Genomic DNA, 23,457 nt, shown 5'->3' with positions numbered 1-23,457 from the left:
CGTCGTTAAGCCCTGCAGTCGCCGGGGTCAACGACCATCGGTGATGGAAGCCGGTCCGATCAGCTGGAAAGTCGCCGTCGCCCCGCCCTGGGCGTGCGGCGCCAGCCACACGTCGAACAGGCCCGGCTCGATGCGCCAGGTCTCGTCCGCCCCGATGAAGCCCAGTTGGCGAGGGTTCAGGGTGAAGGTCACCTTCTGGCTCTCGCCCGGACGCAGCGACACCCGCTTGAAGTCCTTCAGCAGCCGCCCCGGCTGGGTCAGGCTGGCGACCCGGTCGTGGATATAGAGCTGAACCAGTTCCTCGGCCGCGTGCGATCCGGTGTTGGTCACGGTCACCGCGACGTCCAGCGTGCCGGCCCACTGCAGCTTGTCGCTTTCCATCTCGATCGGCCCATAGCTGATCGCGCCATACGTCAGGCCATAGCCGAACGGATAAAGCGCCGTATTGGGCGTCTCGCGATAGCGGGACTTGTATTCCTCGGTCGCCAGATCGGGATTGGCCGGGCGGCCGGTCGTCTTGCGGTCGTAGGAATAGGGCTGCTGGCCCGACTTGTGCGGGAAGCTGATCGGCAGACGCGCCGACGGACCGTGATCGCCGAACAGGACGTCGGCGACCGCATGACCCATCTGTTCGCCCAGGAACCAGGTCACGACGATGGCCTGGGCGTTCTTGACGTTGCCTTCCAGCGCCAGGGCACGGCCGTTGCGCAGCAGGATGACGATGGGCTTGCCCAGGGCCGTCATGGCGTCCACCAGCGCGACCTGCGGCGCAGGCACCACGATCTCGGTGCGCGACTGCGCCTCGCCCGACATATTGGTCGCCTCGCCGATGGCCAGGACGATGACGTCGGCGTCGCGGGCGGCCGCGATGGCCTGTTCGATCCCGCCGTCCAACGGCGCCTCGACGCCCGAGCCGCGCGCGATGGTCAGACGCTGGGGATCGCTCATGGCCGCACGGAAGCCGGCCTCCAGCGAGACGCGACGCTCGGGCGCGCCCCAGATGGTCCACGGCCCCCAGACATTGTCCACGTCGTCGGCGAACGGACCGATCAGGGCGATCTTCTGGCTCTTGTTCAGCGGCAGCAGGCCGTTGTCGTTCTTCAGCAGCACGACCGACTTGCGGCCAGCCTCGCGTGACAGTTCGATATGTTCGCGCGCGCCCACGACCGCCTTCTCGCGCACCGGATCGGTGCCGCGATAGGGATCGTCGAACAGGCCCAGCGCCGCCTTGGTGTTCAGGACGCGGCGCACCGCCTCGTCCAGACGCGCCATCGATACCTCGTTCGAGGCCACCAGGCTGGGCAGATGCTCCAGATACAGGCCCGACACCATCGACACGTCCACCCCGGCGTTGAACGCCAGACGCGCAGCGTCGCGGCCGTCCTCGGCGAAGCCGTGGGCCACCAGTTCCTGCTCCGAGGTGTAGTCGGAGAGCACGAAGCCCTCGAAGCCCCACTCCCCGCGCAGGATGTCGGTCAGCAGCTTGCGGCTTCCCGACGCCGGCACGCCGTTCACGTCGTTGAAGGCGCTCATGATCGACAGGGCGCCGGCGTCCACCGACGCCTTGAACGGCGGCAGGAAGACCCCGCGCAGCGTCTGCTCGCTCATGTCTGTGGTGTTGTATTCCATCCCCCCGACGGCGGCGGAATAGGCGGCCATGTGTTTGGCGGTGGCCAGGACGGCGTCGCGGTCGTCCAGCCCCTTGTCGCCCTGGAAGCCGCGCACGCGGGCGGCGGCCAGCAGATTGTTCAGCAGCACGTCCTCGCCGGCGCCCTCGACGTTGCGGCCCCAGCGCTGGTCCCGCGCCACGTCCACCATGGGGGCGTAGGTCTGGTGTACGGCCGAGGCCGCCGTCTCGATGGCCGAGGCGCGCGCGGTGCGACGCGCCAGTTCGGTGTCGAAGGCCGCGGCTTCCGCCAGCGGCACCGGGAAGATGGTCGACAGGCCGTGGATCACATCCGCCGCGAACAGCAGCGGGATCTTCAGCCGGCTTTCTTCCATCGCCACCTGCTGGATCTGGCGGCCCGTCTCGGCGCCGATGCCGTTGAACAGGCTGCCGACCTTGCCTTCGCGGATCAGGGCGGTGACGCGCGCGGGATCCCCCGTGCCGTCCAGCGGGTTGACCGCCGTGGGCATCCAGCGGAACGGATCGGCCAGCAGATTCAGCTGGCCCGCCTTCTCCTCGACGGTCATGGCCGCGATCAGATCCTCGATCTTCTGGCGGTGACGCGCGACGGTGCGGGACGCTTGGGCGGATACAGGCATGGGGAAAACTCCGGCGCCCATCAGGGCCAAAAGCCCCAGGCCAGACAAGAAATTTCTACGGGAAGCCGCAGGCTTGAGAGGTCGCGTCATTTAAGCTGGCGCTCCTTGCGGGGGACTAATCGAGCAGCGAGAGCGCAGGCCTAGCCCTTCGCGCACGACGGCTTCAACCCCCGCCGGCCATGTAAATCGATGTAACGCCCCGGTGCGCGGTCACGCCGCGTTTCATGCAAGGGCTTCATCCCCAGCTTCATCCCAGAGCGATATCAAGGAACATCATCCCCACCAGGCCGATCATCAGGCCGATCATCGAGCCCTCGCCCTTGGACTTCTCGCGGGTCTCGGGAATGATCTCGGCGGTGACGACATAGATCATGGCCCCGGCCGCCAAGCCCAGACCCCACGGCAGGGCGCCGGGAAGCACATCGACCACGCTGGCCCCGATCAGCCCCCCGACCGGCTCGACCAGCCCCGACGCCACGGCGGCCAGGAAGGCGGGCCAACGCCCATAGCCCAGGGTCGCCATCGCTGCCGACACCGCCAGCCCCTCGGGCATGTTCTGGATGCCGATGCCCAGGGCCGTCGACAGGCCCTGATGCATGTCGCCGCCGCCGAAGCTGACCCCCACGGCCGCGCCCTCGGGGAAGTTGTGAAGGGTGATGGCGATGATGAACAGCCAGATGCGCCGCGACAGGTCGCGCGACCCCGCCGGGCCGATGGCCAGCATGTCCACCGGCGCGAACCGGTTCATCAGGCCGATCACCGTCGCCCCGATCAGCACCGCCGCCCCCATGACGCCGGCCGCCGCCGCCTGGCTGGACCCGCCGGCCTGCAGCACGTCCACGCCGGGAATGATCAGCGAGAAGAAGGACGCCGCCAGCATGACCCCGGCGGCGAAGCCCAGCAGCGCGCTCTGGGTCTGCACCCCCGCCTTGCGAAAGAACAGCAACGGCACGGCGCCGACCGCCGTCATCATGCCCGCCGCCAGACTGCCGAGACCGCCAGCCGCGATCGGGGAAAGGGATTCCATCATCCGCCTGCATTGCGGCGCGACGCGGCAAGAGACAAGCCCGAACCGCCGCGTTAGAGAAAGCTTCATGTCCCAGGCTGTCGCCCTTCCCAAAAGCCCAAGCCCTGGAGCCGACGCGGCTTCGGCCCTGGCGGCCGCCCGCCGCGTCGTGGTCAAGATCGGTTCGTCCCTGCTGATCGACGCGGCAACGCGTCGGCCGACGCGCGACTGGCTGGCCGCCGTCGCCTCGGATCTGGCGGCGCTGAAGACCCAGGGGCGCGAGGTCATCGTCGTCTCGTCCGGCTCCATCGCACTGGGGCGGGGACGGCTGCCAAACCTGGGCGCGCGGCTGGAGGACAAGCAGGCGGCGGCCTCGGTCGGTCAGTCCCTGCTGATGGCCGCCTGGTCCGAGGCCCTGGCCCCGCACGGCCTGATCGCTGGTCAGGTGCTGTTGACCCGCGACGACACCGAACGCCGCCGCCGCTGGCTGAACGCTCGCGCCACGGTCGAGGCCCTGCTGGCCCACGGGGTCATCCCCATCGTCAACGAGAACGACACGGTCGCCACCGAAGAGATCCGCTATGGCGACAACGACCGGCTGGCGGCGCGCACGGCCCAGCTGGCGCGGGCGGACCTGCTGGTGCTGCTGTCGGACGTGGACGGCCTCTACACCGCCGACCCGCGCCACGATCCGAACGCCGCTCACCTGCCCCTGATCGAGACCCTCAGCCCCGACATCCTGGCCATGGGCGGGGGCGCCAACGCCGATGCGGGCGTGGGGACCGGCGGCATGGCGACCAAGCTGGCGGCGGCCCAGATCGCGCGCTCGGCCGGCTGCGCCACCATCATCGCCTCGGGCCAGACCCTGTCCCCGCTGTCGGCCGTTCGCGACGGCGCCCGCGCCACATTGATCGCCGCGCCCGACGGACCGATGGCCGCCTACAAACAGTGGATCGCCGGTAGCCTGTCGCCGGCCGGGACCCTGACCCTGGACGCGGGCGCGGTCACGGCGCTGAAGGCCGGCAAGAGCCTGCTGCCCGCCGGAGTCACCGGCGTGTCCGGCGGTTTCGAAAAGGGCGACTGCGTGCGCCTGACCGACCCGGACGGGCGCTCGGTCGGGGTGGGCCTGGCCGCCTACGCCGCCGACGAGGCCGCGCGCATTCGCGGCCGACGCTCTGACGAGATCGAGACCCTGCTGGGCTATCGCGGAGCCTCGGTGCTGATCCACCGCGACGACATGGTGCTGGACGACCGATGACCGACCTGAAGACCCGAATGCTTGCCCCCAAAATGCTAGAAGCGGGCCAGCGCGCCCGCGCCGCCGCTGCCGCCTTGCGCGAAGCCCCCGCCGCCGCCCGCACCCGCGCGCTGGAGCTCTTGTCCGCAAAGCTGGCGGCGGCCGAGCCCGCCCTCCTGGCCGCCAACGCCCGCGACGTGGACGCCGCTCGCAAAGGTGGCATGACCGAGGCCCTGATCGACCGTCTGTCTCTGACGCCCGGCCGCGTCGCCGGCATGGTTCAGGCCGTGGCCACCATCGCCGCCGTGCCCGACCCCCTGGGCGTCGAGACCGAACGCTGGACCCCCGCCAACGGCCTGGACATCGCCCGCGTCCGCACCCCCATCGGCGTGCTGGGCGTGATCTACGAGAGCCGCCCCAACGTCACCGCCGACGCCGCCGCCCTGTGTATCCGCTCGGGCAATGCGGCCATCCTGCGCTGCGGCTCGGACTGCCTGCAATCCTCCCTGGCCATCGCCGCCCTGATCGCCGAGGCTTTAGCCGAGGCCGGCCTGCCTGCCGATGCAATCCAACTGGTCGATACGCCTGACCGCGAAGCCGTCGGCCTGATGCTGACCGGCCTGGACGGCGCCATCGACGTGATCATCCCGCGCGGCGGCAAGAGCCTGGTCGCCCGCGTCCAGGCCGAGGCCCGCACGGCGGTGCTCAGCCACCTGGAAGGCCTGAACCACACCTATCTGCACGAAGCCGCCGATGTGGACGCCGCCCGCGCCATCGTCCTGAACGCCAAGATGCGCCGCGTCTCGGTGTGCGGGGCGACCGAGACCCTGCTGGTGGACCGGGCGGCGGCCGAACGCTTGCTGCCCCCCGTCGCCGCCGACCTGCTCGCCGCCGGCTGCGAACTGCGCGGCGACGCCGCCGCCCGCGTCCTGGTCCCCGAGATGAAGCCCGCGACTGACGCCGACTGGACCACCGAATATCTGGCGCCCATCCTGTCGGTGCGGATCGTGGACGATCTGGACGCCGCGACCGATCACATCGCCCGCTACGGCTCGGGCCACACCGAGGCCATCGTCACCACCGACACGGCCGCCGCCGAACGGTTCGCGGCGCGTGTGGACAGCGCCATCGTCCTGATCAACGCCTCGACCCAGTTCGCCGACGGCGGTGAGTTCGGCTTCGGCGGCGAAATCGGCATCTCCACCAACCGCCTGCACGCCCGAGGCCCGGTCGGCGCCGAACAACTGACCACCTACAAATACGTCGTGCGCGGCCAGGGGCAGATCAGGCCCTGACTTGCCGCCGGTAAGGAAATTCCTTACCTTCTTCCCATGATCAAGAGCCGCCTGACCTCGAAGGCCCAGACCACCATCCCCCAGGCCGTGCGCGCCGCGCTGAGCCTGCAGGACGGCGACGAGCTTCAATACGATCTGGACGGCGACCGGGTGATCCTGCGCAAGGCCCGCAGGGCGCCGGCGGAAGATCCCTTCGCGGCGTTCGACGAATGGGACAGCGACGCGGACCGTAAGGCCTATGCCGGACTTTGAGCGCGGCGACGTCGTCCGCGTCCCCTTCCCCTACACCGACCGCAGCACCCGCCAGCACCGCCCGGCCCTAGTCGTTTCCGATGGACCGCTGGGCGACGGGGACAGGCTGTTGTGGGTCGTCATGATCACCAGCGCGGACAACCGGCCGTGGGCCGACGATGTGCCGTTCGGCGACAGCTATACCGACGCTGGACTGCCCGCGCCCTCCGTCGTCCGCCCCGCCAAGATCGCGGCCATCGATGTAGCTGTTGCGACCCACCTCGGCCGCATCGACGACGAGCGGCTGGCGCGGACGATGGCTGTCATCCGCGCCACGCTCTGACATTCATTTCATCTCGGCCTCAAGCAGCGCGAAGCGCGATAGGCCCAGCACACAGAGCCTATGCTCTGCCCTTGGGCAGGGCGTAGGCGATCACATAATCGCCTTCCGGCGTCTCCATGAAGTGATGGCCGGCGGCCACGATCACCAGATACTGGCGGCCGTTCTGCTCATAGATCATCGGGTTGGCCTGGCCGCCTGCGGGCAGGACGTCGGACCAGACGGTCTTGCCCGTCTCGATGTCGATGGCGCGGATCAGGTCGTCGGTCGCCGAGGCGATGAAGATCAGACCGCCCGCCGTGACCACCGACCCGCCGTTGTTGGGCGTGCCGATCTCCAGCGGCAGCATCGAGGGGATGCCAAACGGGCCGTTCTTGCGGGCCGTGCCGAACGGACGGTCCCACAGAGTCTTGCCGCTCTGCACGTCGATGGCGCGGATCCCGCCATAGGGCGGCTCCTTGCACAGCAGGCCAGTGAAGGGCAGCCGCCAGCCCGCATTCACGTCGATGGCGTAGGGCACGCCCATCTGCGGGTCGCCGGCGCCCTCGGCCTTGGAGCCCTCGCCGGTCTTTTCTTCCTGATAGCGAGGGTCGTCGCGCGGGAACCAGCCCCGCTTGTCGGCCTCGGCGCGGGGCACCAGACGGTTGTAGTTGGGCATGTCGTTATAGTTGGCGATGATCACGCCGCGGCGCGGATCCAGCGCCACGCTGCCCCAGTCCGAACCGCCGTTGTAGCCCGGATATTCGATGAAGCGACGGTCGGCGGTCGGGGCTGTGAATTGGCCCTGATAGGAGGCCTTCTTGAACTGGATGCGGCAGACCATCTGGTCGATGGGCGACATGCCCCACATGTCCGCTTCGCGCAGGTCGGGCTTGGCCAGCGAGTTGAACAACGAATAGGGCTGGGTCGCCGCGCGCTGGGCCGGTTCGACGCCGCCGCGTGGGGCGGGACGATCCTGAACCCCGTGCAGAGGCTGGCCTGTACGGCGATCCAACACGAAGATCTCGCCGCGCTTGGACGGCAGGATTACGGCCGGAACCACGCCCCCTGCGGTCGGCATGTCGACCAGGGTCACCTGCGAGCCCAGGTCATAGTCCCACACGTCGCGACGCACGGTCTGGTAATGCCAGCGCGGCTTGCCGGTCGTGACGTCCAGGGCGACCAGCGAACTGGAATACTGGTCTTCCTGAGGCCGGCGCAGCGACGAATAATAGTCGGCGGCCGAGTTGCCCATCGGCAGATAGACGAGGCCCAGGGCCTCGTCCGCCGTCGCCGTGGTCCACATGTTGGGCGTGCCGGGGGTATAGGTCTGGCCCGCCGGCGGCGTTGTGGTGGTTTCGGGACGCATCATGTCCCAGGCGAAGCGCAGTTGGCCGGTGATGACGTCATAGCCCTGGATCACGCCCGAGGCGTTCCAGCGTTTCTGGCCGTCCAGCACCTGGTGGCCCGTCACGATGACGCCGCGCACGATGACGGGCGGCGAGGTGATCGAAACCATGCCGGGATAGGGGTTCCCCATCCCTTCCTTGATGCTGACTGCGCCATTGGTTCCGAAGGCCGGGCAAGGCACGCCGGTCTTGGCGTCCAGCGAAATGATGCGGCCGTCCAGCGTGCCTTCGATGATGCGGGTCGCGCAGGGCTGGGCCTGATCGACGTTCGGCACGGCGTAATAGGTCACGCCCCGGCAGGCCGCCGTATAGGGGATCTGTTCGTCCGGCACCTTGGGATCATAGGTCCACTTCTGCTTGCCGGTGTTGGCGTCCAGGGCGAACATCCGGTTGCGGGCCGAACACAGATAGACGGTGTCGGCGATCTTCAGCGGCGTGGTCTCCGCGCCGAACCGCTCGCCGGGCAGGTCGCCCGTGCGGAAGGTCCAGGCCCGCTCAAGCTGGCCGACATTGTCCTTGTTGATCTGGTTCAGCGGCGAATAGCGCTGGGCGGCGTCCGAACCGCCATAGGCGGGCCAGTCCATGCCGGCCTTGATCAGGGCGGGATCGCCGAACGGTCCCCGCGCGCCCGGCACCGGGCTGTCGACACGGGCCTGGTTCACCTGGCCGACGACCAGGCCGAACACCACCGTCAGGACCGCCAGGCCCAGGGCGCCGAAGCCGGCCGTCTTGCCTCCGCCACGCGACCGCAGCACCGGCAGGGTCGCCAGCACCAGGAACATCAACACCAGAGGGCCGACCAGGCGTGGCACCATGGCCCAGCCGTTCAGGCCCTTTTCCCACAGCGCCCAGATCACGGTGGCGACGAAGACCGCCCCATAGACCCACGCCCCGCGAACGTCGCGATAGACAAGCAAAAGGCCTGCTGCGATCAGCGCCAGGCCTGCGACCAGATAATACCAGGAGCCGCCCAGGGTCGCGAGTTGCACGCCCCCGACGGTCAGGACCAGACCGATCACGGCCAGCAAAAGACCGAGAAGCAGCGTCAACCACCCTCCCAGTCCGGTCGGGGTTGTCCATCGCGGCATGATCGCACTCTCTGGCTGCAGATTGAGCCTCGGCAACGCTTGGGCGCCGCGTGGGTTCCTAATTGTCGCACCCCGGAACAAAAGGCCGTTGCGCCGCACACGCCTCCACAGAGCAACTTTTGACGACGAAACATCCGCAATTGGATGATTTTTTCTTTTTCAACGGCTGAGAACCGCTCGCGGCAATAATATTTGCCTTGAACCGAGCGTTTGCGGCATATGCGCGGTATGCATAAGACCCTGAAGCAAGGCGGGACTTTCGTCGTCGAACCACGCCGCCTCTCGAAGGCCTCGGCCGAACTGCGCGCTCGCGGGTTCGGCGAGATCACGATTCCGCCGTCCACCGAGACGGCCGAGAAACAGGCGTCGCGCTGCACCGACTGCGGCGTACCGTTCTGCCAGAACGCCTGCCCGCTTCAGAACAACATCCCCGACTGGCTGCGCCTGTCGGCCGAGAACGAGCCGCGCGAGGCCTGGCGCGTCGCGGCCCTGACCTCGACCATGCCCGAAATCTGCGGCCGCATCTGTCCGCAGGACCGGCTGTGTGAGGGCTCGTGCACATTAAACCAGTCCGGCTGGGACGCGGTGACCATCGGCTCGGTCGAGGCCTGGCTGGGCGACCAGGCCTTCGCCAACGGCTGGGTCGAACCGATCCGCCCGGCCGCCGAGCGCGGCGAGAGCATCGGGATCGTCGGCGCCGGCCCGGCCGGTCTGGCCGCCGCCGACCGTCTGCGCACCGAGGGCTATCAGGTCGTCGTCTATGACCGCCACGACCGCGCCGGCGGCCTGCTGATCTACGGCATCCCCGGCTTCAAGCTGGAGAAGCACGTCGTCCAGCGCCGCGTGGATAGGCTGATCGACGGCGGCGTCCAGTTCGCGCTGGGCTGCGAAGTCGGCAAGGACGTGACCCTGACCGAGCTGCGCGAGCGCCACGACGTGGTCCTGCTGGCCATGGGCGTCTATCAGCCGCGCATCCTGTCGGCGCCCGGCCGGGGCGCGGACTCGACCGTCGAGGCCCTGTCCTATCTGACGCACCAGAACCGTCGCGACCTGGGCGACGCCGAACAGGACGGCTGGCACGAGGCGCGCGGCAAGCGAGTGGTCGTGATCGGCGGCGGCGACACCGCCATGGACTGCGTCCGCACCGCCGTCCGTCAGGGCGCTGCCAGCGTCACCTGCCTGTATCGTCGCGACCGCGAGAACATGCCCGGCTCGGCCCGCGAGGTCGTCAACGCCGAGGAGGAAGGCGTCGTCTTCGAATGGCTGGGCGCGCCCAAGGCCCTGTTGTCCCAAGGCGACACCGTCACCGGCGTGCGCGCCGCGCGCATGCAGCTGACCGAGGCCGCCCCCGGCCAGCGTCGCGACATCGTGCCCGTTCCCGGCGCCGACTTCGACATTCCCGCCGACATCGTCATTGAGGCCCTGGGCTTCTCGCCCGAGCCGTTCGCGGCGCACGAGCCCGATCTGCGCCTGCGCGACGACGGCACCATTAAGGTCGGCTCCATCAGCTTCGCCACCAGCCTGCCCGGCGTCTTCGCCGCCGGCGACGCGGTGCGCGGCGCCTCCCTGGTCGTCTGGGCCGTCCGCGAAGGCCAGGACGCCGCCGCCGAGATCGACCGCTACTTCAAGACCCGCACCGAGGAGGTCGCGGCATGACCTGGCTGAACAAGTACAATGAGACCCGCGACCGGCTGGAAGCCGGCCACGCCTATGACCGCGCCTCCGAGCGTGACGCCTGCGGCGTGGGCCTGGTCTGCTCCATCGACGGCACGCCCCGCCGCGACGTGGTCGAATATGCGATCCGCAGCCTGAAGGCCGTGGCCCACCGGGGCGCGGTCGATCCCGACGGCCTGTCGGGCGACGGCGCCGGCATCATGTGCGAACTGCCCCAGGGCTTCTTCGCCGAACAGGTGGCCTCGATCGGCCAGTCCCTGCGGCCCGGCCCGATCTGCGTCGGCCAGGTCTTCCTGCCGCGCACCGACCTGGGCGCCCAGGACCGCGCCCGCGCCATCGTCGAGACCGAGGCCCTGCGCGCCGGCTTCTGGATCTATGGCTGGCGCCAGACGCCCATCGACCTGTCGGTCGTGGGGACCAAGGCCGGGGCGACCCGGCCCGAGATCGAACAGATCATGCTGGCCCCGCCGCTGGACGACGCCGGCCAGCCGCTGGACGGCGAGGCGCTGGAGCGCGAGCTGTATCTGTGTCGCCGCCGCATCGAGAAGACGGTCAAGACCGAAAACCTGGCCGCGGTCTATATCTGCACCCTGTCCGCACGCTCCATCGCCTACAAGGGGATGGTGCGGGCCGAACTGCTGGGCGACCTCTATCCCGACCTGGAGGACCCGCGTTTCGTCTCGGCCTACGCCGTCTTCCACCAGCGCTATTCGACCAACACCTTCCCGGAATGGAAGCTGGCCCAGCCCTTCCGCATGATGGCCCACAACGGCGAGATCAACACGCTGAAGGGCAATCTGAACTGGATGAAGTCGCACGAGATCCGCATGGCCGCACAGGCCTTCGGGGACCGCGACCGCGAGGTGAAGCCGGTGGTTCAGCCGGGCGGGTCGGACTCGGCCGCCCTGGACAATGTCATGGAGGTGCTGGTCCACGCCGGCCGCCCCGCGCCGATGGCCAAGGCCCTGCTGATCCCTGAGGCCTGGGCCAAGGACGACGTCGTCATGCCGCCCGAGCACCGGGCCTTCTACGCCTATTGCAATGCGGTGATGGAGCCGTGGGACGGCCCGGCCGCCATCTGCGCCGCCGACGGCCGCTGGATCGTGGCGGGCAAGGACCGCAACGGCCTGCGCCCCCTGCGCGCGGTCGAGACCGTCGACGGTCTGCTGATGGCCGGGTCCGAAGCCGGCCTGGTGCCCATCCCCGAGAGCCGGGTGAAGCGCCGCCTGCACATCGGTCCCGGCAAGCTGATCGCCGTCGACATGAAGCACGGCCGTCTGTACGACGAGCACGAGGCCATCGACGCCCTGTCCGCCGCCCACCCCTATACCGAGTGGCTGGACAATATGGTCGATCTGGAGCCGATCATCGGCCCCGGACCCGAACCGCGTTCGGCCTCGGGCGAGGCCCTGACCCGTCGTCAGATCGCCGCCGGATACAGCCGCGAGGACCTGGACCTGCTGCTGGACGCCCTGGTGCGTGACGGCAAGGAGGCGGTCGGCTCCATGGGCGACGACGCCCCGCCGGCGGTGCTGTCGGCCCTGCCGCGTCCCCTGTCGCATTACTTCCGCCAGAACTTCAGCCAGGTCACCAACCCGCCCATCGACCCGCTGCGTGAAGCGGGCGCCATGAGCCTGAAGACCCGGTTCAAGAACCTGGGCAACATCCTGGCCGAGGAAGCGGCCCAGACCGACGTCTTCGTTCTGGACAGCCCCGTCCTGACCAACGGCATGTACGAACGGATGGTCGAGACGATTGGCGCCGGTTCGACCGTGGTCATCGACTGCAGCTATGACGTGCCGTCCGAGGACGCGCGCTCAGGCGCCGGCCTGCGCGCCGCCCTGGACCGGATCATGGACGAGGCCGAGGCCGCCGCCCGCGACGGCGCGGCCCTGATCGTGCTGACGGATCAGGCGGGAGCCGTGGATCGCTTGGCCGCCCCGATGATCCTGGCCACCGCCGGGGTCCACGGCCGCCTGACCAAGGCGGGCCTGCGCTCCTACTGCTCCATCGTGGTGCGCACCGCCGAGACGCTGGACCCGCACGGGTTCGCGGTCCTGGTCGGGGTCGGCGCCACCACCGTCAACGCCTGGCTGGCCCAGGATCTGTTCCAGGAGCGTCTGGACCGGGGCCTGTATCCCGGCCTGACGCTGCGCGACGCCTGTCTGAACTACAAGGCCGGCATCGAGGCGGGCCTGCTGAAGACCCTGGCGCGCAAGGGGATCAGCGTCATCTCCGCCTATCGCGGCGGCTGCGAGTTCGAGGTGCTGGGCCTGTCGCGCGCCCTGACGGCCGAGTTCTTCCCCGGCGCCCCGTCGCGGATTTCCGGCATCGGCCTGGCCGGTCTGGAACAGGCGGCGATGAAGCGGCACAAGGTGGCCTGGGGCGAGGCCCTGCCCTCCCCCGCCATCGGCGGCTTCTTCAAGATCCGCTCGGGCGGCGAGGCCCACGCCCACGAGGCCAAGACCATCCACCTGCTGCAGGACGCCTGCAATCGGGGCGACTACCGCCGCTTCAAGCAGTTTTCGGAGGCCGTCCGCGCCCAGGCCGACCTGTCCTTGCGCGACCTGCTGGACTTCCGCGAAGGCACAGCCATTCCGCTGGACCAGGTCGAGAGCGTGTCGGACATCCGCCGCCGCTTCCTGACCCAGGCCATGTCGCTGGGCGCCCTGGGCCCCGAGGCGCACGAGACGCTGAACATCGCCATGAACCGCATCGGCGCCCGCTCGGTCTCGGGCGAGGGCGGAGAAGACCCGGAACGCTATCACCCGCGTCCGAACGGCGACGACGCCAACTCGGCGGTCAAGCAAGTCGCCTCGGGCCGGTTCGGCGTCACCGCCGAATATCTGAACCAGTGCCGCGAGATCGAGATCAAGGTGGCCCAGGGCGCCAAGCCCGGCGAGGGCGGGCAATTGCCCGGCTTCAAGGTCACCGAGTTCATCGCCCGGATGCGCCACGCCGTGCCCGGCACCACCCTGATTTCGCCGCCGCCGCACCACGACATCTATTCGATCGAGGACCTGGCCCAGCTCATCTACGACCTGAAGGCCATCAACCCCGATGCGCGGGTGACGGTGAAACTGGTGTCCGCCTCGGGCATCGGCGCCATCGCCTCCGGGGTGGCCAAGGCCAATGCCGACGCCATCCTGATCGCCGGCCACAACGGCGGCACAGGCGCCTCGCCCCAGACCTCGATCAAGCACGCCGGCCTGCCGTGGGAGATCGGTCTGGCCGAGGCCCATCAAGTGCTGACGCTGAACAACCTGCGTGGCTCGGTCACGTTGCGCACCGACGGCGGGGTCCGCACCGGGCGCGACGTGGTCATCGCCGCCATGCTGGGGGCCGAGGAATACGGCGTCGGCACCGCCGCCCTGATCGCCATGGGCTGTCTGATGGTGCGCCAGTGCCACTCGAACACCTGCCCCGTCGGGGTCTGTTCCCAGGACGACCGCCTGCGCGAGAAGTTCACCGGCACCCCCGACAAGGTGGTCAACCTGTTCACCTTCATCGCCGAGGAGACCCGCGAGATCCTGGCCTCCATCGGCGCGCGGACGATGGACGAGATCATCGGCCGCACCGACCTGCTGCGTCAGGTGCGCCGTGGCGGCTCGCACCTGGACGACCTGGACCTGAACCCCCTGCTGGTTCAGGTGGACGAGGGCGCGGCCGGCAAATGGGCCGACAAGACGACCCGCAAGCCCATCGCCGACAGCCTGGACGCCCGGGTGTTGCAGGACGCCGTCCGCTTCCTGGACCGCGGCCAGACGCTGGAGCTGTCCTATCCGCTGAACAACACCCAGCGCACGGTGGGCGCCGCCGTCTCCTCCGCCATCGTGCGGCGCTTCGGCCCGCAGGGACCGGCCGGGCGGCTGAAGCTGCGTCTGGAAGGCATCGCGGGCCAGAGCTTCGGCGCCTTTGCGGCCAAGGGGCTGGAACTGCATCTGACCGGCGAGGCCAACGACTATGTCGGCAAGGGGCTGTCGGGCGCGGAGATATCGGTCCGCACGCCCGAATGGCGCGAGGATCAGCTGATCTGCGGCAACACCACCCTGTATGGCGCCACCTCCGGTCGGCTGTTCGTGGCCGGCGCGGCGGGCGAGCGGTTCGCGGTGCGCAACTCCGGCGCCGAGGCCGTGGTCGAGGGCCTGGGGGCGCACGGCTGCGAATATATGACCGGCGGCCGGGTGGTGGTGCTGGGCTCGGTCGGATGGAACCTGGCGGCGGGCATGAGCGGCGGCGAGCTGTTCGTGCTGGACCAGCCGGGCTTTGCCGAGCGGGCCTTGAACGGCGACCTGGCGGGCGTGTCCGACATCGACGCGGCGGCGGCCGAACGGCTGCGCGGCCTGGTCGAGGCGCACCTGGCGGCGACCGCATCCCCGCTGGCCCGACGCCTTCTGGGCGACTGGGACAACACGCTGCAAAGGTTCGTGCGCATCGTTCCGTTGACGGACATTGTCACCCGGTCGGAACGGCTTAAGACTTCCGCCTGACCTCGTTTTCTTCCTCTCCTCCCCGAGACGAATTCATGACCCGACATGCCGCCCTCGTCGCCACACTCGTCGCGGGGGCGGCGTCGCTGGCGTCTCCCGTCCTGGCGTCGCCCGCCTTGCTGGCGCACCAGAAGCCGCTGATCATCGATACTGCGGCGACGGCCTGGATCCTGACCTCGACGGCGCTGGTCCTGCTGATGACTTTGCCGGGCCTGGCGCTGTTCTACGGCGGCATGGTGCGCAAGAAGAACATAATCAGCGTCATCGCCCAGTCGGCGGCGGCTTTCGCCATCGTCTCGGTGCTGTGGTTCCTGGTCGGCTACAGCCTGTCGTTCGGCAAGGGGCCGGAGGCCATCAACGGCTTCATCGGCGGGGTCCAGGCGGCCTTCCTGAACGGCGTGACGGCCCAGACGGCCCACAGCCTGCTGCCTGGCTTGCCGGAACTGCTGTTCGTCAGCTTCCAGATGACCTTCGCCATCATCACCCCCGCCCTGGTCGCCGGCGCCTTCGCCGAGCGGATGAAGTTCTCGGCCAGCCTGCTGTTCTTCGCCCTGTGGCACCTGATCGTCTATGCGCCGATCTGTCACCAGGTCTGGGGCGGCGGCTATCTGGGCGGGCTGGGCGTGCTCGATTTCGCGGGCGGGGCGGTGGTCCACGTCAATGCAGGCGTCGCCGGCCTGGTCTGCGCCCTGGTGCTGGGGCCGCGCCACGGCTTCGGACGCGACAACATGGCCCCCGCCAACCTGGTCTATAGCGCCATCGGCACCGGCCTGCTGCTGGTCGGCTGGCTGGGCTTCAACGCCGGGTCTGCGGGCGCCGCCGACGCACTGGCCGCCACGGCCGCCTTCAACACCATCCTGGCCGCCGGCGCTGCGGCGCTCGGCTGGATGACCATCGAATGGTTCGACCGCAAGCGCCCGACCCTGCTGGGCCTGCTGTCCGGCATCGTCGGCGGCCTGGTGGCCATTACACCCGCCGCAGGCTTCGTCGATCCCAAGGGCGCCTTCTTCATCGGCCTGATCGCCGGCCCGGCCTGCTATGCGGGCGCGGTCTGGCTGAAACACGCGCTGAAGTACGACGACACCCTGGACGCCTTCGGCGTGCATGGCGTCGGCGGCATCGTCGGCGCCCTGCTGACCGGCGTCTTCGCCACCACGACCGTCAACGCCCTGTCCGACGGGGCCACGGTGTGGAAACAGGCCATCGGCCTGGGCGGCGTCATCGTCTGGAGCGCGGCGGGCACCTTCGTCGTCCTGATGATCTGCAAGTTCACCACCGGCCTGCGCGTGACCAGGGACGAAGAGGTCGAGGGGCTGGACTATACCCAGCACGGCGAGGCCATCCACTAACCGGCCCACAGGGCCCGGGGCGCGGGCGGTTGATCCCGCCCCCGTCCGCCCCCATCTTCATCTGTGACGGAAGGTCTTGCCGATTGCGGGGGACCGGCCGCTCGGTCGCTTTATTCGAGGACCCAGATGACGACGACGCGCACCATCCTGTTCGACAGCCCCTTCCTGCTGGGGTTCGACCACACCCGCGCCCTGATCGACCGCGCCGCCAAGGCGACGGCCGAAAGCTATCCGCCCTACAATGTCGAACAGATCGGCGAGGCGGGCGTGCGCATCAGCCTGGCCGTCGCCGGGTTCGCGCCCGACGAACTGGCCATCACCCTGGACGGCCGCCAACTGACCATAGCGGGCAAGCGCGACGACGCCGGCAAGGGGGAACAGGCCTTTCTGCACCGAGGCATCGCAGCACGCGGCTTCGTGCGCAACTTCGTGCTGGCCGACGGGCTGGAGGTCGAAGGCGCCCGGCTGGAGCACGGCCTGCTGCACGTCGATCTGATCCGCCCCGAGTCCGAACGCCAGGTGCGTCGAATTCCCATCACGGTCGGCTGAAAAGCATAGCCGTTCGAACCGCCCGGCGATCCGGGCGTTGTCAAACTGAAGGAGGCGGTCCTAATGACGCCGATGACGATGACCAAGGAAGATTTTGCAGGACTGGGCGCCCCCGACCTCGTCTATGTGCGAGAGATCAAGGCGGCCGACCTGCTTGAGGAAGCGGTCGAGATCAAGGACGTGGACCTGAACCCCGGCCAGTCCCTCTATGCCGTCCACAGCGCCGACGGCGAGCGCCTGGCGGTCATGATCGACCGCGACACCGCCTTCGCCGCCGCTGTAGCGCACGAGCTGGAGCCGGTTTCGGTTCACTGATTGCAATGATGGGGTCAGGTTTTCGAGTGGTGCAAGCGGTATCACCGCCAAATCGACAACCCTGCGATGTTTTCTACGATCAAGCAGTTGCGCGCCTTGAGTGTGAAATATAACCTCAAGGTTGAGCTAAAATGCTCGCTCTAGCGGGGAGCTACAGCCGGAGGTTCCGCAGATGCCCCGGCTATCTGCCTTGGGATGGGGACGATGAAGCCCAATAATCCACCACCCTCAACCTCGGAGTGGCCTCCAGAAGACTTAGTTGATCACCACATGGAGGACTGGGCAGAGTATGAGCCTGATTGGCCAAGGACATATTACGAATACATCCTAATTCCGGTGCTCAACGCGTTTCACAAAGTCGGAATGCCTGTAAAAATTGATCCCCGCTTAAAGACCGACCGAGATTACTGCAAGGCTTGGCTTCGATGTTTGCGGCGCAGCCGAGAGCGTGGCGCGAAAGAAAAAGCAGAAACACGCGTTGATCAAATGCCTGATCCAGGCCCCAGAGTGCGATTTAGGGACTTTTTTGACTAAGCCCTTCCGACAGGTCCCGGCGCGATACGTTCTGCCAAAGCTCTCAGATCATGCTCAACCTGAAGGCCTGCGTTAGCTGCAAGGTCAGCCAGGATCAAAAGCGCCCTGTGAATGTGCGCTTCTACGGCATCGCTAGACATACGTATCTCCAACCCGATTCCAGGCTGGTGTTATAATATAAACTAGGCAGGTGGCCTATGATCTTGCTCAGCACCACAATCAGTTAGGCTGAGCGCGAGCTTGCGAGCCTCTGGCGCGAGCGGATCCCCTAACTCTTCCAGCATATCCGCCAGTTGGCGTTGCATGTCTGCGACGTAGGACTTGATTGCGGATCTAGCTACTACGCTACCCATCACACACCCTCCGCGTTTTGTTACACTTGTTACAGGTTGCAATGTTTAGCGCCGCAAGCAAGCGCAAAATGGAATGTCCGCGGGCCTACCGCTGGCGCACCTCACATGCGCGGGCCACCCCAAACTGGGTATGGCGCAGGTCGACTTTTAGGGAATTCCCACGCCAACGATCGCAAACCAGGAAACTGCCAAACTACACTTTCAAACCAAACTGGGAGGTCTGTGGGGGTGCGCCCAAATCCTGCGGGTCAGAACAGCACTGAAATCCACTCAGCACTTGAGTTTTGTGGCCAAGCTTCCATCGAATTCGTAATGATGGGGCGGCGTGACGAACGCCGCCTTCATTATGCTTAGGCGGCGGTGGCGGCCGTGTCCTTGACGAACAGCGCCCGGATCGCATCGGTGGTGCGCGCCTGGCGTAGTTGTTCGCGCAGTTCCGGCGACCGCAGCGCGCGCGACACCGCCGCCAGCGCCCGCAGATGCTCCGCACCCGCCTTGGACGGGGCGTACAGCCCAAAGATCAGGTCCACCGGACGATCGTCCACGGCGTCATAGGCCACGGGCGTATCCAGCCTCACGAAAACGGCCGTCACCTGGCTGACTTCGTCCAGACGCGCATGCGGCACGGCCACGCCGGATCCCAGTCCGGTCGAACCCAGCGCCTCACGCTCCATCAGGGCGTCGAAAATCTTCGATTCGTCGATGCCCAAGGCGTGAGACGTCGCCTCGGCCAGCGCATGCAGCGCCTGTCGTTTGGACGACGCGCCGCCGCGCAGCACCACGCCCTTGGGCGCGAGCAGATCACCGATGTCCATCAGACAACCTCGATACACGCAGAGACAACGGCGCGGGCGCCCGTTTAGAGGCTCCCGCGCCGAAGTCAAACTTGGCTGTTCAGTTCACTGAGCCGTTGGTCTTGGTCTTGCCATTCGTCGCGCTGGCGATTTCAGGGTCGATCCAGCCCACATTGCCGTCCGGGCGACGATAGACGACCGCCAGGCCGCCATGGGCCGCATTGCGGAACAGGACGACGGGGTAGCCCGTCATGTCCAGCTCCAGCACCGCACGTCCGACCGTGATGGTGCGGATTTCGTGCTCGGTCTCGGCGATGACCATGCCCACCGGCGGCGGGCCGTCGTTCTCGCCGGTGTCGCCGAAGACATCGTCCTCCACGCTGTCGGGATCGCGCAGCACGATGCTGCGTGCGACTTCGCGGGCGGCGTTCTCGGTCTTCTCGGGCGACAGACCCTTGGGTCCGATATGGTGATCCTTGAGCCGACGCTTGTAGCGACGGACCCTCTTTTCGAGCCGATCCAGCGCCTCGGTGAAGGCGGAATGAGCGTCGCCGCCCATGCCGGTCGTCACCAAAGTCTGGCCCGACGCGAGGCGGACCCAACAGTCCACCTTGAAGTTGTGGCCGTCCTTGGACACCACGACCTCGGCGTCTTCACCGCCTCGGGCGAAGTATTTTCCGACCCCGTCTTCGAGTTCCTGGGAGATGCGCGAGCCTAACGCTTCGCCGACATCCACTTGCTTGCCGCTCACTTGGACTTGCATACGGATAGAACGCTCCCGACCGCATTTGGTGTCAATCGGGATCACCGTTTTGTGGTTACGCTTCAGGCGGTCTTCATCATCCGGCGGCGCTCGACGGACGACGGAATCCTCAAGGCTTCCCGGTATTTGGCGACGGTTCGGCGCGCGATGTCGATGCCCGTTTCCTTCAGGATTTCCACAATCTTGTCGTCGGACAAAACGTCGCCCTCCAGGCCCTCGCCGTCGATCATGGACTTGATCCGGTGACGGACGGCCTCGGCCGAATGGGTCGATGCGCCGTCCACCGACTGAATGGCGGCGGTGAAGAAGAATTTCAGCTCGAACACGCCGCGCGGGGTGGCGATATATTTGTTCGAGGTGACGCGGCTGACCGTCGATTCGTGCATGCCGATGGCGTCGGCGACGGTCTTCAGATTGAGCGGTCTCAGGAACTCGACGCCGAACGCCAGGAAGGCGTCCTGCTGGCGCACGATCTCCGACGACACCTTCAGGATGGTCTTGGCCCGCTGATCCAGCGACTTGACCAGCCAGTTGGCCTGGGCGGCGCAGTCGGCGACGAAGGTCTTTTCCGTATCGGACCGCGCGCCCGCCTGGACCAGGCCGTGATAGCGCTTGTCCACCAGCAGACGCGGCAGGGTGTCGGCGTTCAGCTCGACCCGCCAGCCGCCGGCCGGGTCGGGCCGCACATGGACATCGGGCACCACCGTCTGGGCCGGCTCGCCGCCGAAGCCGGCGCCCGGGCGCGGGGTCAGCGCCTTCAACTCGGCGATCATGTCGGTCAGGTCCTCGCCGTCGACGTCGCAGACCTTCTTCAGCCCCGCCAGGTCGCGCCTGGCCAGCAGGTCCAGATTGTCCAGCAGGGCCGCCATCGCCGGATCGAACCGATTGCGCTCGATCAGCTGCAGCTTCAGGCATTCCGGCACCGACCGCGCCATGACGCCGGTCGGCTCGAACCCGTGGCAGACGGCCAGCACCGCCTCGATCCGTTCCAGCGGCACGCCCAGCCGGTCGGCGAATTCGGCCAGTTCCCCGCGCAGATAGCCGCCCTCGTCCGTCGCATCGATCAGGGTCAGGGCGACGCCTTGGTCGGCGACCGAAAACCCGGCCGACGAAGCCTGGGCCTGAAGATGTTCCCACAGGGTCGGCTCGTGCGTGTCGGGCCGTTCGCCGTCGCCCTCGAACATCTGGCCGCCCTTGCCGGCGCTGGACCAGTCCGACAGCCCCGGCTGGGCCTCGTCGGTCATCCGGTCGCTGGTGCGCTCGCCCGGCGCCGCGTCGCCATAGACATCGTCCGAGCCGGCATCCATGCCGGACACGGAGTCATGCCCGACCCCGTCGCCGAAAGACATTTCGCTGTCGGACGCCGCCTCGACCCGCTCGACCGGCTCGGGCGTCTCGCCCTCCGGCTCCTCGCGTTGCAGCAGCGGATTGCGTTCCAGCTCGGCCTCGACGAAGTCGTCCAGCTCAAGGTTCGACAGTTGCAGCAGCTTGATCGCCTGCTGCAGCTGGGGCGTGATGACCAGCCCCTGCCCCTGCCTGACCTCTAACCTTTGCCCGATCACGTTCGAAATTTTCCTGCCCAGCCGCCGAGTGGCCCGGAACTTGCTGGGACAGAATGTCGCCTAACCGGTTAACGCGAGACGAACGCCACATCGTCTCCTCCCCGTCGCGTAGCGACGGGGAGGTGGCGCGGCGCTCTTCGCGCCGTGACAGAGGGGTTCTTCACCGCATCACAGACGCCCGTGGGACTTCAAGAGCCCCTCCACCACTTCGTGGCCCCCCTCCCCGCTTCGCAGGGAGGAGACGACGTAGATCAAACGTAGTTTTCGCCCAGATACACCCGGCGCACTTCGGCGTCGTAGACCGCCTCGTCCGACGTGCCTTCGAACAGCACGGCCCCATTCGAGATGATCGAGACCCGGTCGGTGATGTCCAGGGTCTCGCGCACATTGTGGTCGGTGATCAGCACGCCGATGCCCTGGCTGGCCAGGTAGCGGATCACGGTGCGGATGTCGGCGATGGCCAGGGGGTCGATGCCGGCGAAGGGTTCGTCCAGCAGCATGAAGGACGGCCGGCCCGCCAGCGCGCGCGCGATCTCGACCCGACGCCGCTCGCCGCCCGACAGGCCGGTGGCGGGGGCGTGCCGCAGGTGGTCGATGTGCAGCTCGTTCAGCAGCCGGTCGGTCTCGGCGCGAATCTGGTCGCGCGGATAGTTCAGCTCGACCACCGCCTTGACGTTCTGCTCGACGGTCATGCCACGGAAGATCGAGGCTTCCTGCGCCAGATAGCCCAGGCCCATGCGGCTGCGCTGATACATCGGCTGGCCGGTGATGTCCTCGCCGTCCAGCCAGATCGTGCCCGAGTCCGGCGGGATCAGGCCGGTGATCATGTAGAAACAGGTCGTCTTGCCCGCGCCGTTCGGGCCCAGCAGGCCCGCGACCTCGCCGCGCTGCACCGTCAGGGACACGTCACGCACCACCTGACGCGGCCCGAAGGACCGGGCGAGGTTCAGCACCCGCAGACCCTTTTCCGCAGGCGAAACGACGGGCGCCAGTTGGGGCCGGTCGTCCAGGTTCAGGGCTGACAGTTCCTTGCGCGCCAAATGCTCAGGTCCAGACGGCCGACGGCCTCAGTTTGCGTTGGGGTAGAAGACGCCCTGCACGCGGCTTCCGGCCGCGCCGCGCGGCGCGCCGTCCATGCGGGCGGCCTCGGTGTTGATGTTGTAGACCAGACGCGAGCCGGTCAGGACGTTCTTGCCCTGGGTCAGGACCACATTGCCCGTCACCACGATCTCGCCATTGCCCAGATTATAGACGGCGCGATCGCCGCGCATCAACTGATCCGGGGTCACGAAATAGACGGTTCCGGCGGCTTCCGCACGTTCCAGATCGCCGCCCGCGCCGCTGACCAGGGTCAGGGTGTCGGCGCGAAAACGGTTGCCGCCCTGCGTCGCCTCGGCCCGGCCTCTCAGGATGATGCGGTTGGGGCCATATTCGACCGAGTCCGCGCCATAGGCCACGGGCTGGGCGCCCGTTTGTGATTGCGCGTCGCCGACGGCCGGCAGAGCCACGACCGTCACGGCCGCGACCGTCGCCAGAGCCTTTGAAATCTTCGTCATGATCATCCGCCAGACCCCTTGGGCGTCAGCACGCCCATCACCTTGTTGTCGCCCGCGCCGTCGAACACGACGCGCTGTCCCTGATCATAGATCGCATAGGACGATGCGTTGATGGTTCCAATAGGGCCGGAACCCTGAACGCCCTTTGAACCGGTGACGTTTCCGGTCGAGGTGTCGACCACCGCCTCGGGCGTGGTCAGGACGAAGCCGGTGCCGCCGTCCGAGATCCGCACGTTCGGACCGATGGTCACCGTCTTGGCCTGCTCGTTGTATGTGCCGCCGTCGGCGGTCAGCTCGGTCACCTTGCGCCCGCCCAGGTTCAGCTTCAGCGCCGGGCCGATCAGGCGGAAATGGCCGGTGGCCGGATCGCGCACCGCCCCTTGGGCGCCGACGGTGAAGGCGCGGCCCTGGGCGTCCTGGCCGTGGAACAGGGGGCTGTCCAGGCGGACTTCCTGGCTCTGGCTGGCCTTGCGCTCCACCCCCGACATCACGGTGCGGAACACGGTCCAGGTCAGGGCGCCGCCCGCCAGCACCAGGATGATGATCGGCAGCACCCGACGCAGCAGCTTGACCCGCCGCGAGCGCGCACGCCAGCGGGCGCCGGCCAGGGCGACCCTGGCCTCGTCGGCCTCGATGCGGGACTGTTCGCCGGGTTCGGTCAAGCGCGC

The 23,457-nt window shown here is 67.8% G+C and carries 18 protein-coding genes; 9 read left to right on the top strand and 9 right to left on the bottom strand.

The annotated features are described in order from the left end of the window. Positions 1-27 precede the first annotated feature (27 nt). Positions 28-2,265, bottom strand: a complete 2,238-nt coding sequence (locus ACQY72_RS12960) for a glycoside hydrolase family 3 N-terminal domain-containing protein (protein ID WP_428154021.1) — start codon at positions 2,263-2,265, stop codon at positions 28-30. A 247-nt stretch (positions 2,266-2,512) separates the two neighbouring features. Continuing rightward, the gene (locus ACQY72_RS12955) at positions 2,513-3,292 is read right to left on the bottom strand and encodes a ZIP family metal transporter (protein WP_428154019.1); all 780 of its coding nucleotides are present in this window, start codon (positions 3,290-3,292) and stop codon (positions 2,513-2,515) included. Between the two features lie 67 nt (positions 3,293-3,359). Between ACQY72_RS12955 and proB the strand changes: the two genes are divergently transcribed. From proB to ACQY72_RS12935, 4 genes are read left to right on the top strand one after another with little or no spacing between them, the layout of a single operon-like run. Continuing rightward, positions 3,360-4,529 (top strand): glutamate 5-kinase, encoded by a 1,170-nt coding sequence (proB, locus tag ACQY72_RS12950; RefSeq protein WP_428154017.1) that lies wholly within the window; start codon positions 3,360-3,362, stop codon positions 4,527-4,529. Further along, positions 4,526-5,803, top strand: a complete 1,278-nt coding sequence (locus tag ACQY72_RS12945) for a glutamate-5-semialdehyde dehydrogenase (protein ID WP_428154015.1) — start codon at positions 4,526-4,528, stop codon at positions 5,801-5,803. Before proB ends, ACQY72_RS12945 begins: the two co-directional genes overlap by 4 nt. A 36-nt stretch (positions 5,804-5,839) precedes the next feature. Continuing rightward, a complete protein-coding gene (locus ACQY72_RS12940) occupies positions 5,840-6,055 on the top strand; it encodes an AbrB/MazE/SpoVT family DNA-binding domain-containing protein (RefSeq protein ID WP_039244746.1) in 216 nt (71 codons plus the stop codon). After that, positions 6,042-6,377, top strand: a complete 336-nt coding sequence (locus ACQY72_RS12935; RefSeq protein WP_428154013.1) for a type II toxin-antitoxin system PemK/MazF family toxin — start codon at positions 6,042-6,044, stop codon at positions 6,375-6,377. Before ACQY72_RS12940 ends, ACQY72_RS12935 begins: the two co-directional genes overlap by 14 nt. Positions 6,378-6,435: 58 nt before the next feature. On the opposite strand, the gene ACQY72_RS12930 is transcribed toward ACQY72_RS12935, so the two are convergent. Next, positions 6,436-8,811, bottom strand: a complete 2,376-nt coding sequence (locus ACQY72_RS12930; RefSeq protein ID WP_428154012.1) for a membrane-bound PQQ-dependent dehydrogenase, glucose/quinate/shikimate family — start codon at positions 8,809-8,811, stop codon at positions 6,436-6,438. A gap of 267 nt (positions 8,812-9,078) precedes the next feature. On the opposite strand from ACQY72_RS12930, the gene ACQY72_RS12925 reads away from it, so the two are divergent. The 5 genes from ACQY72_RS12925 to ACQY72_RS12905 all read left to right on the top strand — a co-directional run bounded on the left by ACQY72_RS12925 (position 9,079) and on the right by ACQY72_RS12905 (position 17,227). Next, the gene (locus tag ACQY72_RS12925) at positions 9,079-10,506 is read left to right on the top strand and encodes an NAD(P)-dependent oxidoreductase (RefSeq protein WP_428156710.1); all 1,428 of its coding nucleotides are present in this window, start codon (positions 9,079-9,081) and stop codon (positions 10,504-10,506) included. After that, complete coding sequence (gltB, locus tag ACQY72_RS12920) at positions 10,503-15,014, top strand: glutamate synthase large subunit (RefSeq protein WP_428154010.1); 4,512 nt, start codon at positions 10,503-10,505, stop codon at positions 15,012-15,014. The genes ACQY72_RS12925 and gltB overlap by 4 nt, the downstream gene beginning before the upstream one ends. Positions 15,015-15,049: 35 nt before the next feature. Further along, positions 15,050-16,363, top strand: a complete 1,314-nt coding sequence (locus ACQY72_RS12915) for an ammonium transporter (RefSeq protein ID WP_428154008.1) — start codon at positions 15,050-15,052, stop codon at positions 16,361-16,363. Between the two features lie 126 nt (positions 16,364-16,489). Next, a complete protein-coding gene (locus ACQY72_RS12910) occupies positions 16,490-16,912 on the top strand; it encodes an Hsp20 family protein (RefSeq protein ID WP_425986043.1) in 423 nt (140 codons plus the stop codon). A gap of 63 nt (positions 16,913-16,975) precedes the next feature. After that, the gene (locus ACQY72_RS12905) at positions 16,976-17,227 is read left to right on the top strand and encodes a DUF1150 family protein (protein ID WP_135194761.1); all 252 of its coding nucleotides are present in this window, start codon (positions 16,976-16,978) and stop codon (positions 17,225-17,227) included. A gap of 1,237 nt (positions 17,228-18,464) precedes the next feature. Here the strand turns inward: ACQY72_RS12905 and ptsN are convergent. The 6 genes from ptsN to lptC all read right to left on the bottom strand — a co-directional run bounded on the left by ptsN (position 18,465) and on the right by lptC (position 23,451). Beyond that, the gene (gene ptsN, locus ACQY72_RS12900) at positions 18,465-18,929 is read right to left on the bottom strand and encodes a PTS IIA-like nitrogen regulatory protein PtsN (protein ID WP_428154006.1); all 465 of its coding nucleotides are present in this window, start codon (positions 18,927-18,929) and stop codon (positions 18,465-18,467) included. A gap of 79 nt (positions 18,930-19,008) precedes the next feature. Then, the gene (gene hpf, locus ACQY72_RS12895; RefSeq protein ID WP_425987075.1) at positions 19,009-19,671 is read right to left on the bottom strand and encodes a ribosome hibernation-promoting factor, HPF/YfiA family; all 663 of its coding nucleotides are present in this window, start codon (positions 19,669-19,671) and stop codon (positions 19,009-19,011) included. Positions 19,672-19,733: 62 nt separating this feature from the next. Then, on the bottom strand, positions 19,734-21,233 hold the full coding sequence (gene rpoN / locus ACQY72_RS12890) for an RNA polymerase factor sigma-54 (protein ID WP_428154005.1): 1,500 nt from the start codon (positions 21,231-21,233) through the stop codon (positions 19,734-19,736). A 251-nt stretch (positions 21,234-21,484) separates the two neighbouring features. Further along, positions 21,485-22,273 (bottom strand): LPS export ABC transporter ATP-binding protein, encoded by a 789-nt coding sequence (gene lptB / locus ACQY72_RS12885; protein WP_428154003.1) that lies wholly within the window; start codon positions 22,271-22,273, stop codon positions 21,485-21,487. 27 nt (positions 22,274-22,300) lie between these two features. Further along, the gene (locus tag ACQY72_RS12880) at positions 22,301-22,789 is read right to left on the bottom strand and encodes an LptA/OstA family protein (RefSeq protein ID WP_428154001.1); all 489 of its coding nucleotides are present in this window, start codon (positions 22,787-22,789) and stop codon (positions 22,301-22,303) included. Between the two features lie 2 nt (positions 22,790-22,791). Continuing rightward, on the bottom strand, positions 22,792-23,451 hold the full coding sequence (gene lptC, locus ACQY72_RS12875) for an LPS export ABC transporter periplasmic protein LptC (RefSeq protein WP_346494171.1): 660 nt from the start codon (positions 23,449-23,451) through the stop codon (positions 22,792-22,794). Positions 23,452-23,457 lie beyond the last annotated feature (6 nt).

This window comes from Brevundimonas sp. (genome assembly GCF_965279155.1).
Taxonomy (GTDB): domain Bacteria; phylum Pseudomonadota; class Alphaproteobacteria; order Caulobacterales; family Caulobacteraceae; genus Brevundimonas.
This window is presented reverse-complemented; position numbering and strand designations above follow the sequence as displayed.

Coding starts and splice junctions, on each gene's coding strand:
- ACQY72_RS12960 (WP_428154021.1), bottom strand. CDS start 2,265: ATGCCTGTATCCGCCCAAGCGTCCCGCACCGTCGCGCGTCACCGCCAG.
- ACQY72_RS12955 (WP_428154019.1), bottom strand. CDS start 3,292: ATGGAATCCCTTTCCCCGATCGCGGCTGGCGGTCTCGGCAGTCTGGCG.
- proB (WP_428154017.1), top strand. CDS start 3,360: ATGTCCCAGGCTGTCGCCCTTCCCAAAAGCCCAAGCCCTGGAGCCGAC.
- ACQY72_RS12945 (WP_428154015.1), top strand. CDS start 4,526: ATGACCGACCTGAAGACCCGAATGCTTGCCCCCAAAATGCTAGAAGCG.
- ACQY72_RS12940 (WP_039244746.1), top strand. CDS start 5,840: ATGATCAAGAGCCGCCTGACCTCGAAGGCCCAGACCACCATCCCCCAG.
- ACQY72_RS12935 (WP_428154013.1), top strand. CDS start 6,042: ATGCCGGACTTTGAGCGCGGCGACGTCGTCCGCGTCCCCTTCCCCTAC.
- ACQY72_RS12925 (WP_428156710.1), top strand. CDS start 9,079: ATGCATAAGACCCTGAAGCAAGGCGGGACTTTCGTCGTCGAACCACGC.
- gltB (WP_428154010.1), top strand. CDS start 10,503: ATGACCTGGCTGAACAAGTACAATGAGACCCGCGACCGGCTGGAAGCC.
- ACQY72_RS12915 (WP_428154008.1), top strand. CDS start 15,050: ATGACCCGACATGCCGCCCTCGTCGCCACACTCGTCGCGGGGGCGGCG.
- ACQY72_RS12910 (WP_425986043.1), top strand. CDS start 16,490: ATGACGACGACGCGCACCATCCTGTTCGACAGCCCCTTCCTGCTGGGG.
- ACQY72_RS12905 (WP_135194761.1), top strand. CDS start 16,976: ATGACGCCGATGACGATGACCAAGGAAGATTTTGCAGGACTGGGCGCC.
- ptsN (WP_428154006.1), bottom strand. CDS start 18,929: ATGGACATCGGTGATCTGCTCGCGCCCAAGGGCGTGGTGCTGCGCGGC.
- hpf (WP_425987075.1), bottom strand. CDS start 19,671: ATGCAAGTCCAAGTGAGCGGCAAGCAAGTGGATGTCGGCGAAGCGTTA.
- ACQY72_RS12880 (WP_428154001.1), bottom strand. CDS start 22,789: ATGACGAAGATTTCAAAGGCTCTGGCGACGGTCGCGGCCGTGACGGTC.